7 protein-coding genes and 1 tRNA gene are annotated in these 11,024 nt (G+C 68.1%); 7 read left to right on the forward strand and 1 reads right to left on the reverse strand.

The window, feature by feature from the left end:
• The first annotated feature begins 91 nt into the window (after positions 1-91).
• From Q0907_RS10280 to Q0907_RS10310, 7 genes are all read left to right on the forward strand, one after another.
• Entirely contained in the window at positions 92-1,618 is a 1,527-nt protein-coding gene (locus Q0907_RS10280; RefSeq protein WP_299344222.1) for a glucan biosynthesis protein G, read from the forward strand.
• Entirely contained in the window at positions 1,606-3,549 is a 1,944-nt protein-coding gene (gene mdoH / locus Q0907_RS10285) for a glucans biosynthesis glucosyltransferase MdoH (protein ID WP_299344224.1), read from the forward strand. The genes Q0907_RS10280 and mdoH overlap by 13 nt, the downstream gene beginning before the upstream one ends.
• Positions 3,540-3,615 (forward strand) — tRNA-Ile (locus tag Q0907_RS10290). The genes mdoH and Q0907_RS10290 overlap by 10 nt, the downstream gene beginning before the upstream one ends.
• A 219-nt stretch (positions 3,616-3,834) precedes the next feature.
• Positions 3,835-4,647 carry a transglutaminase family protein gene (locus Q0907_RS10295; protein WP_299344226.1) on the forward strand — a complete coding sequence of 271 codons (813 nt, stop codon included), beginning with the start codon at positions 3,835-3,837 and terminating at the stop codon, positions 4,645-4,647.
• 161 nt (positions 4,648-4,808) lie between these two features.
• Positions 4,809-6,296, forward strand: a complete 1,488-nt coding sequence (locus Q0907_RS10300; protein WP_299344229.1) for a hypothetical protein — start codon at positions 4,809-4,811, stop codon at positions 6,294-6,296.
• Positions 6,297-6,334: 38 nt separating this feature from the next.
• Entirely contained in the window at positions 6,335-7,009 is a 675-nt protein-coding gene (locus Q0907_RS10305) for a hypothetical protein (RefSeq protein ID WP_299344231.1), read from the forward strand.
• A gap of 313 nt (positions 7,010-7,322) precedes the next feature.
• Positions 7,323-10,112: a PAS domain-containing protein gene (locus tag Q0907_RS10310; RefSeq protein WP_299344233.1), complete on the forward strand. Its 2,790-nt coding sequence runs from the start codon at positions 7,323-7,325 to the stop codon at positions 10,110-10,112.
• A 98-nt stretch (positions 10,113-10,210) separates the two neighbouring features.
• Here Q0907_RS10310 and Q0907_RS10315 read toward each other — a convergent pair whose 3' ends face one another.
• A complete protein-coding gene (locus Q0907_RS10315; protein WP_299344235.1) occupies positions 10,211-10,951 on the reverse strand; it encodes a response regulator transcription factor in 741 nt (246 codons plus the stop codon).
• Positions 10,952-11,024 lie beyond the last annotated feature (73 nt).

Raw genomic sequence — 11,024 nt, forward strand, 5'->3', positions numbered from 1 at the left:
CGGCGTCGTGCGTTCTCATCGTCATCACGCGACCGTCGTTATGCTGTCGCGACCCCACGAGTCAGACTTTCGCGTGCAGCGACGGGACGCCATGAAATCCGTCCTTGCCATCGCGTTGCTGGGCACCATGCCCCGCGTGATGGCGCAGGCCACCCGAGCAGCGGACACCGCCGCGACCCCCGCACGATTCGATCTGGAAACGGTTCCACGCCTGGCGCGCGCGCTGGCGCGGCAGCCGTATCACGCCCCTGACGCCCAGCTGCCTGCGTCGCTGGACACCGGTTACGACGCATACCGCGATCTGCGTTTCGATCAAGCGCAGGCGATCTGGCGAAAGGAGGGCCTGCCCTTCCAGTTGCAGATGTTCCATCGCGGCTTCCTGTTCAAGCAGCGCGTCGACCTGCATCGCGTGCACGACGGTGTCGCCACGCCCATCGCCTATTCGCCTGACCTGTTCGCGTTCCCGCCCGGTGTCGATCCGGGCATGCGGGACGACATCGGCTTCGCCGGGTTCCGCGTGCATACGCCACTGAACCAGCCCGGCGTGTACGACGAACTGATCGCGTTCCTGGGGGCCAGCTATTTCCGCGCACTGGGCAAGGGGCATGCCTACGGTCTGTCGGCGCGCGGCCTGGCGCTGGGCAGCGGCGACGCCGGGGAGGAAGAGTTCCCACTGTTCCGTACGTTCTGGATCGAACAACCCGCGCCCGGCGCGCGTCGCCTGGTCGTGCACGCGCTGCTCGACAGCCCCAGCATCGCCGGTGCGTTCCGTTTCGAGATCCTGCCGGGCGACGAGACCGTCATCGACGTGCAATCGCGCCTGTTTCCCCGCGTCGATCTCCCCCGTGCGGGCATTGCGCCGCTGACCAGCATGTTCGAGTTCGACGCCGGCGATCGCGTCGGTACCGACGACTATCGGCCTGCGGTGCACGACTCCGACGGACTGGCGATCCTCAATGGCCGAGGCGACCAGATCTGGCGACCCTTGAGCAATCCGCGGCGCGTGCAGATCAGTGCTTTCGCCGATGCGGGTCCGCGGGGTTTCGGCCTGATGCAGCGCAAGCGCGGGTTCGCCGACTATGCGGACATCGAGGCGCGCTACCACCAGCGCCCCAGCCTGTGGATCGAGCCACGCGGCGACTGGGGCAAGGGCGCGGTGACGCTGGTCGAAATTCCCACCGGCGACGAGTACCACGACAACATCGTCGCCTTCTGGCGCCCGGAGCAGCCGCTGCGCGCCGGCCGTGAGCATCGTTTCGACTATCGCATGCACTGGTGCGATGCGCATCGCTGGAAAGCCGACCTGGCCATCGTCGCCGATACGCGCATCGGTGCGGCGCCGGATCCGGCACGGCGCCTGGTGGTGCTCGATCTCGAAGGGGGGCGCCTTGCCTCGCTGCCGCGCGATGTCCGGCTGACGCCCGACGTCTGGGCCGCCCGTGGCGAAGTGGTCGGCGCGGTGGTTTATCCGAATCCCGAGACGCAGGGGTGGCGCCTCAGTTTCGAGTTCCGCCCGCAAACGCAACGTGGGGACGACCGCGACGTCGAGTTGCATGCGCGCGTCCTCGAGGGCCATGCGCCGCTGTCCGAAACCTGGCTGTATCGATGGAGCCCGTGACCATGCACGATGCACACTCGCCGTCGCCTTCTTGGCTGCCGCCGGAATCGCCGTTGCCCATGCCGGTGCAGGATCTGCGCAATGGCCGCCTGTCTTCGCGCCGCCTGCCGACGTCGCCCTCCGGGATCGCCTGGCGCCGCGCGGGGGTGATGGGCATGGCGGTCGCGATGACACTGTTCGCCACCTACCAGATCTGGTGGGTGCTGCGGGGAGACGGCATCAGCATGCTCGAGGGCGTACTGCTGGCGCTCTTCGTCGCTTTGTTCGCCTGGATCGCCCTGTCGTTCTCCAGTGCGCTGGCAGGATTTGCGTTGCTGCTGTCGAAGCGTCCGTACCCGCTCGGCATCGACGAGGGTCACCGGCCATCGCTGACGACACGCACGGCACTGCTCGTGCCCACGTACAACGAAGACCCGCAGCGGGTGCTGGCCGGCGTGCAGGCGATGCATGAATCGCTGGTGGATACCGGTCAGTCCGCTTGCTTCGACTTCTTCATCCTCAGCGACACCACCGACGAGGACGTGCGACGAAAAGAGGCCGTGGCCGTGCACGCGTTGCGGCATCGCCTGGGCCCGGACGCGCGCGTCTTCTATCGGCGCCGGGAGAAGAACACCGAACGGAAGGCCGGCAACATCGCAGACTGGGTGCGCCGCTTCGGTGGCGCGTATCCGCATCTGCTGATCCTGGATGCGGACAGCCTGATGAGCGGCGAGACGCTGGTGAGGCTGTCGGCGGCAATGGAACGCGAGCCGACGCTCGCCCTCATCCAGACGCTGCCGATGATCGTCAACGGGCGCACGTTCTTCGCGCGCATGCAGCAGTTCGCCGGGCGCGTCTACGGTCCCGTGGCGGCGCACGGCATCGCATGGTGGCATGGGGCGGAGGGCAACTACTGGGGCCACAACGCCATGATCCGCACGGCCGCCTTCGCGCGCCACGCGGGCCTGCCCCGGTTGGGGGGTGGCAAGCCGTTCGAAGGCGCCGTGCTTAGCCACGACTTCGTCGAAGCCGCACTGCTGCGTCGCGGTGGCTGGGCGGTGCACATGGTGCCCGGCATGGGCGGCAGCTTCGAAGAAGGACCGCCGTCGCTGATCGACATGCTCGTGCGCGATCGCCGCTGGTGCCAGGGCAACCTGCAGCATGGCGCCGTGCTGCCCGCGCGTGGTCTCCATTGGATCAGCCGAATGCACCTGATGGTGGGAATCGGCCACTACGCCACCGCGCCCATGTGGGCGATGCTGATGCTGGTGGGTCTGGCGATCCCGCTGCAGCAGGCGGGTTTCCACTTGTCACAACCGCAGCTCGACGGGTTCACGCCCGCGCTCTACTGGCGAGGCGGTGATCCCGAGCGTTTCCTCTGGGTCTTTTACCTGACCATGGCGGTGCTGCTGGCGCCGAAGGTCATGGGGTGCATTGCCACGATGCTCGATGCGCCGTTGCGTCGGCAGTGCGGCGGTGCGCTGCGCATCGCCGGCAGCGCCCTGCTGGAGACGATGATGGCGGCCCTGATGGCGCCCGTGACCATGTACGTGCAATCGCGGGGCGTGGCCGAAGTGCTGGCCGGGCGCGACTCCGGGTGGGAAACGCAACGTCGCGATGACGGCAGCGTGCCGCTCGCGGGACTGGTGCGCCGCTACGCCGGCCTCAGCGTGTTCGGTGCCTTCAGCGGCGTGCTTGCGTACCTGGTGTCACCGGCGTTGGCCGCATGGATGGCCCCGGTGGTGATGGGCATGGTGCTTTCCGTGCCGCTCAACCTGTTGACGGCATCGCCCTCGCTCGGCGACCGCTTGCGCAGGGCAGGCTGGCTGCGCACCCCCGAAGAAGCCGCGCCGCCCACGATCCTCGCGCGTGCGCTCGAGCTCCGCACGCCGTTCGTCGAGGCACCGTCCCCTACCGCCTCCGGTACAATTCCGGCGGCGGAGGGCCTATAGCTCAATGGTTAGAGCAGAGGACTCATAATCCTTTGGTTCCAGGTTCGAGTCCTGGTGGGCCCACCAACCGCTTGAGGCCGTCAGGCCTTGTCGTGCCTCGCACGCCGAAGCAGGGCTTCGCCTCTGGTGGGTCGCGACGACCGTCGTGACAGCGAACTTTCTTCGCGGGAAGGCGTCGACGTCGACCACCTGGTACGCGTGCGCAGTCCAGGTACGGTGTGCGGCAGCGTCGGCGAGACCCGGGCCGGCCGTGTTTGCAGTGAATCCCTTACCCTTGGATCGAACATGCGCCTGCTGGCCGGATGCGAATTGACCGTCGAATGCCTCGAAGACTGCGCGGTGGTCGCGATGCTGCGGCCGCGCAGCGGCGAGTCGCAGTGGTTGGCCAGCGAATCCTATTCCTTCGATCCCCATGTTCGGCCGACGGAGTACGTCGATGTGTTCGGCAATCTGTGCCAGCGCTTCGTGGTGCCGCGCGGGCGCATGCGGATACGCGCGGAGCTCGAGGTCGAGACCGAGCGGGACATCGCCATCGCGCCTTGGATTGCGCCGACACCTGCGGCCCGGCTGCCCGATCACGCGCTGCAATACCTGCTGCCGAGCCGCTACTGCCCGAGCGATCGTGCGTTCGAGCAGGCGCAGGCCATCGTGGACGCAGCGGACCCGCGCAACGGCCAGGTAGGGGCCATCGTGGAATGGATCCGCACCCATATCGCCTACCGGTACGGGGTCAGCGATGCCACCACGGATGCGCTCGGCACGCTCGAGGCGGGTGCCGGCGTCTGCCGCGACTACGCGCATGTCGGGATCACCTTGTGCAGGTGCCTGCGAATTCCGGCCCGCATGGTGGTGGGCTATCTGCATGGCCTGGAGCCCATGGACCTGCACGCGTGGTTCGAGGCGTTCCTGGATGGCCGTTGGTACACGTTCGACCCGACCCAGTCCGCCCCCCGCGGTGGCCGGATCGTGGTCGCGCACGGGCGCGACGCCGCCGACGTGGCGTTCCTGACGAACTACGGTTGGCTGCAGACCGTGGACATGCAGGTGTGGGTGGGTGAGCGGATGGGCGAGGCGCCTGCTTCGTCGTCGAGCGGATAGCGTTCGGTCGCCGTCCAACTGCATCCGCGGAGTGGTGGGCTTCTGGTCCCGGATGCACCGCACGCTCTCGGGAGAGCGGTGCCCATGGATCGGCGCGAGCACGTGTATCGCCCGCCGCGCAGTTGCTAAGCTGGCGGGGTCGGGATGCTCTGGGGAGAGCCATGTCGTTGATGGGGAAGTGGACGGTCGGCGTGTGGCTGGCCGTCGTGCTGTGGATGTCGGCGTTTGTGGAAAGCCGGGCGGGGGACGCCCCGGCGCCCGTTGCGAATCCGGCGTCGTGGGGTCTCTACGCGGAGGTTGCGGGCAAGACCTGGACGGGGGAACACGGGTCCGTTTCGTGGGCATGGGCGGCCGATGGCACGCTGGTGCAGTCGGACGCCGGCTCGACCAGCGTGATCAGGCTGGGTGAACGTCCAGGCCGGCTGATCCAGGAGAGCGGCAGGCTGTACACCTATGACGGGCACATCGCCGCCGACGGCTCGGTCCTGTGGCTGCGGCGGGGTCCGATCAAGTCGCCGATGCGGATTTCATTGAAAGAGGGCCGCGTGGTGGCGGAGTCGGTCAAGGTCGATGACGACTTGCGCGTGGTGGACATCGGACGCGCACGGAGCTACGGCCCGCTTCTTCCTGCCACACCCGCGTCCGCGCCTGCGGCGACAGCGGCGGTCTCCGCATCGGGCGGGCCCGCCGCGCCGTCGCATCCACGCACCAGTGTCGACACGCACGTTGCTCCTGCGGCCGCGCCGAAGTCCGGCCCTCGCACCCTCTCCGAAGCGGACCTGGCCACGCTGCGCCAGCGCATCCAGGGCGACAAGGCGCGGCGTACGCAGGCATTGACCCAGGAGCGCGCGGCGGCGGAACAACTGCGCCAACAGCTTGAACAGGCGCAGCAGATGACCGCAGTCGAGGAAGACGTGTGGGAGGAGGAGCCGCCCGCACCCGCGCCCAACCTGGCCGAGGTCTTCCTCACCACCCTCGGCAATGAGATGGCCAAGAACCAGGCCGAGCGCGAAGCGCAGGACGCGTTCATCCGCGATATCGAGCGCCAGCAGGCCGCTGCGCGGGAGCGTCGGCAGCGCGAAGAGCAGCGCCAGCGCGCGGCGGCGGACAGCGCGCGCCAGGCGCAGTACGCAGCCGCTGTGCCGGCTCAGCAGCCGGCAAGTCCCGTCGTGTCCGATGCCGCCGCGCAGGCACGGCAGGCGCAGGTCGCGGCGCGCGACCGGGAGCTCGCCACTCAGGCGGCGGCAGAACGGCTGCGACGGCAACAACTGACGCAGCCGCCGGTGGCCGCGTCCGCGACGAAGCCCGCCGCGGATGCGGCTGCGAAGCCGCTTCGGTTCGTGCTGTCCATCGGCCTGCTCAACAAGCCGGGCGATACGGTCAATCCCATGTGCTATTCGAATGTCATCACGCGTCCCGGGCCGCCGGGTTGGGGCGGGCCCGGATTCCTGCCGCCGGGCTCGGGGGAACAGGCCCATGCGACGGTGCATTCGCTGAAGGACGCCTTCATCGCACGCTGCCGCGCCAGCGGACGCGAAATCACCAGTGAAGGCAACTTCAGCTACGCGTGGAACCGCAGCCAGGGCGAAGAGGCCGGCATGCAGGACGTACGTCCACGCCACCGTGAAGACGTTCTGGTGTCGCTGTGACGTTCCGCAACCATTTTCGAAAGACGCGTGGGGAATCCATGATCAAGCTGTCGGCGCTCGGCGCCATGCTCGTTGCCACCCCGCTTTGCCTGGTCGCCGCCACCGCAGGGGCGCACGCGGCGCAGACGGCCGAAGGCGCCCAGGCCTTCCTGGCCGCGATGGCCAAGCAGGGTTTTGCCCGCGCTACCTTCGTCGACGCGCTGGGTCGCCCCAACCACGCGACAGGCACGCACACTGTCGAGATCAGCCGCATCAAGCTGTCCATCAAGGAAGAGAAGAGCACCAACGCCGTCGAGAAATCGCTGGGCGAGTTCACGCTTGCCGGGCTGTCCTACGGTGACGCCCAGGGAGCGGCGGATGCCTGTACGACGCGCATCGAGGGTGTCCAGATGCCCGCGAACGCCTTCGAACACAGCAGTACCTCGTGGGAAGAGCCCGGATTCCTGACGTCGGTGACGGTGCTGAAGAACGAGTCGTGGAACTACACGGAGGGCTTCCAGAAGTTCGCCGGCCCGCACTTCATCGACTGGCGACAGGCACAGGTGGTGCGCAGCAACGACGGCAGCCGCATCGACGTGCGGGCGAAGGGCCAGGCGTTCCCGACGAACATCCTCTCTTTCGTGCCGGGCGATCCCGAACTGGCCGACCGCATCGAGTACGCCGCGAAGTTCCTGCGCATGAGCTGCGACGAGGCGGCTGCGACCGGATTCTGACCGTTTCCGAGAGCGTGACGCCGCAAGCCGGGTGCCGCGTTCGTGCGCCTCGGCGTCGACCGATCGCCGCAACCGTGCGTCGATGCCGCGCTTCGCATGACTCCGGCGTCGCGTTGACCATGCCTGCACATGCGATCGGACAGCATGCGCGCTCGTCGCGGCCGCTGCGGAACTCCGGAGGCGCATGCTGTGATGTTTCGCCGTGCCGGGCGGCACCCGCGCCGGCTCGTATAGACTGCGCCGAGGCTGCGGGACGCTCGGTCCCGTCCCGGGTTCGCCCACCGTTTGCCGGTCCGTCCCGAGGAACCCTCCGATGCCGCATCGATCCCCCGATCTTTCTCTGGACACCCTGGACAGCGAGCGCGTCCGCGTGGCGTTGGCCGCAGGCGCCATCATCGGAACCTGGTTCTGGGACGTGCAGTCCGACACCGTGACGGTGGATCCGGCGCTGGAGCGCAGCTTCGGCCTGGAACCGTCGGGCGACCGATGGAAGCTGCACGACCTGATCCAGTCCGTCCATCCCGAGGATCAAGCCGGCCTGCAAGCCGCCATCGGCGATGCGATGGCACGGGGTGGCCAGTACCTGCACCGGTATCGGACCCGCGGGGGCGAGGAGGGGTGGCGGTGGGTGGAGGCGCGGGGCTGGGTGGATCTCGATGCGCATGGCGCCGCCGTCCGCTTCCCCGGCGTGCTGATCGACATCAGCGAGGCGCGTCGCGTCGAGGACGCGCGCGACCGCGCGGAGAGCCTGCTCAACACGTTCGTGGAGGCGGTGCCGGGCGTCGTCTACGCCAAGGACAGGCAGGGTCGATTGCTGATCGGCAACCGCGGCACGACCGAGCTGATCGGCAGGCCGCCCGAAGAGTACCTGGGCCGCACGGATGCCGAACTGCTGGATGACCCGGCGCAGGCCGCCGCGATCATGGCGGCGGACGCGCGCATCATGGCCTCCGGCAGGATCGAGCAGCTGGAAGAGGAAGTGAGCTACCCCGACGGCCGGCGCGCGTTCTGGCTGTCGACCAAGGCGCCGTTGCGGGACGCGCAAGGCGAGATCGTCGGCCTGATCGGTGCCTCGCTCGACATCACCGACCGGAAGGCGGTCGAAGCCAGCCATCGGGAGATCGAGGAGCGCTACCGCCTTGCCGCGCTCGCCACCAGCGACGCCATCTGGGACTGGCGGATGGTGGACGGGCATGTGATCTGGAACGAAGCGCTGGCGACGCTGTTCGGCCACGATCGGCTGGAGAGCAGTGCGCAATGGTGGCTGGACAACATCCATCCCGACGATCGCGAGCGGGTCAGCGAGGGCATCCATGCGGTGATCGATCACGGCGGCGATGCATGGACGGATGAGTACCGGTTCCGTCGGGCCGATGGCGGATACGCCGACATTCTCGACCGCGGCACGGTGCTGCGCGGATCCGCCGGCGAGCCGGTCCGCATGATCGGCGCAATGCTGGATCTCAGCGCCCGCAAGGCCGCCCAGGCCGCGCTGGCAGAGAGCGAAGAGCGGCTTCGCCTTGCCACCGAGGCATCCGACATCGGCTTCTGGGATGTGGACCTGGTCAACGACCTGCTCATCTGGCCGCCGCGGACGAAGGCCATGTTCGGCATTTCGCCGCACGTGCCTTGTTCGCTGGAGGACTTCTACGCAGGCCTGCATCCGGAAGACCTGGAACGGACCAGCGTGGCCTTCGCCGCCGCGGCCGATCCCGCGCAGCGGGCGCTCTACGACGTCGAGTACCGCACGGTCGGCAAGGAGGACGGGGTGACGCGCTGGGTGGCCGCGAAGGGCCGGGGCCTGTTCGATGGCGACCGTTGCACGCGGGTGGTGGGCGTGGCGATCGACGTCACGGGCCGCAAAGCCGCCGAAACGCAACTCAGGGAACTCAACGAACGACTCGAGAGCCGCGTCGCCGAGGAAGTGGCCGAGCGCACGCGCGTGGAGGATGCCCTGCGCCAGAGCCAGAAGATGGAGGCGGTGGGCCAGCTGACCGGCGGCATCGCCCACGACTTCAACAACATGCTGGCGGCGATCATCGGCCCGCTCGATCTGCTTGCCGGCCGGCTCGATCCGGAGGATGCGCGTGCCAGGCGCTACGTGGACATCGCGATGGAAGCGGCGCGTCGTGCGGCCCAGCTGACCCAGCGGTTGCTCGCGTTCTCGCGTCAGCAGCCCCTGCAACCCGAGTCGCTGGACGCGAACAAGCTGGTGGCCGGCATGTCGGACCTGCTGACCCATTCGCTGGGGGGCGACGTGCAGCTGGAAACCGTGCTCGCCGGCGGTCTCTGGCGAACCCACGCCGATCCCAACCAGCTGGAGAACGTGATCCTCAATCTCGCCGTGAATGCGCGCGACGCGATGCCGGAAGGCGGCCGCGTCACGGTGGAAACCGCCAACTGCTACCTCGACCATGGGTACGTGGAAGCGAACCCCGGTATCGCGCCGGGTCAGTACGTGCTGGTCGCGGTGTCCGATACAGGCGGCGGCATGCCGGCCGACGTCATCGCGAAGGCCTTCGATCCATTCTTCACGACCAAGGAGGTGGGGCGTGGCACCGGTCTGGGCCTGTCCCAGGTCTATGGCTTCGTGAAGCAGTCCGGCGGACACGTGAAGATCTATTCGGAAGTCGGCAGCGGCACCACCGTCAAGGTGTACCTGCCGCGCCAGCTCGGCGCGCATGCGGTGACAGAGAGCGTGCCGAGCGCGCACCCGATGCCCCGCGGCGAGTTGCAGGAGGTCATCCTGGTCGTGGAGGACGAACCGGCGGTACGGCAGTTCTCCGTCGATGCGTTGACCGAGCTGGGGTACCGCGTCTTCTCCGCAGACAGCGCCGCGGCGGCACTGCGCATCCTCGAAGCGGAGCCGTCCATCAGCCTCCTGTTCACCGACGTGGTGATGCCGGAGACCAACGGACGCAAACTGGCGAACGAAGCCTGCAGGCGCTGGCCGCACCTGAAGGTCCTCTTCACCACCGGCTACAGCCGCAACGCCGTCGTCCACAACGGCGTGCTGGACCCCGGCGTCAACCTGATCGGAAAGCCCTTCACGCTGCAGGAGCTCGCGGCACGCGTGCGCGAGGTACTGGAGAAGCCGGCCTAGGGATCCACCAGGCGGCGTGGTCGCAGGAGCTCGCGACCGCCACGCGCGCGATCACCACCACGGTCGGCCACGCGCGTGGCACGCCGTGCTTCCGCGGGCTAGGCGGCGGCGCCCTGGCTCACGCCGGCGCTGCCGGAGGACTTGCGGGGAGGCGACATGTCCGCCATGCGGTAACCGGCGCTCTGGACGGTATGGAGCAGCGGATTGTCGAAACCGCGATCGATGACCCGCCGCAGGTTGTACAGATGGCTGCGCAGCGAGTCGGAATCGGGCAGGTCGTCTCCCCACAACTCGCGTTCGATTTCCCGCCGGCTCACGACGCGCGGCGACTCGCGCATCAGGATGTTGAGCAGCTTCGTGGCGACGGGCGACACCTCGATCTCCTTGCCGGCGCGGTGGATGCGATGGCAGGCGGGATCGAAGGACAGATCGCCGACCTTCAGCACTTCGCGCCCCAGTTCCCGGCGGTTGCGGCGGATCACGGCGCGAAGGCGCGCCTCGAGCTCCGGCGTGGCGAAGGGCTTGGTCAGGTAATCGTCGACCCCGCGTTCGAGCCCGGTGATCTTGTCCTCCAGGCGGTCGCGTCCGGTGACCATGATGATCGGCGTCGAGAGGCGCGCCTCGGTGCGGAGCCTGTTGACGATGTCCAGCCCATCCAGTCGGGGAAGATGCCCGTCCAGCACGATGGCGTCGTATCGCGTCTCGGTGGCCAGGCGATAGCCTTCCGCGCCGTCGTGGGCGTAGTCGACCTCCATGCCTCGTGCTTCCAGGTAGGCACCGACCGATTCCGCGATGAGCCTGTCGTCCTCGATGATGAGAACAAGTGCATTCGTAGGCATGGCTGCATTCCGTGTCATGACGTCATCGTGATGAAGGGTGCGCCGTCCATCGTCATGGTGCCGTGAAGCCGGC

This window comes from uncultured Pseudoxanthomonas sp., from assembly GCF_947498795.1.
GTDB lineage: Bacteria > Pseudomonadota > Gammaproteobacteria > Xanthomonadales > Xanthomonadaceae > Pseudoxanthomonas_A.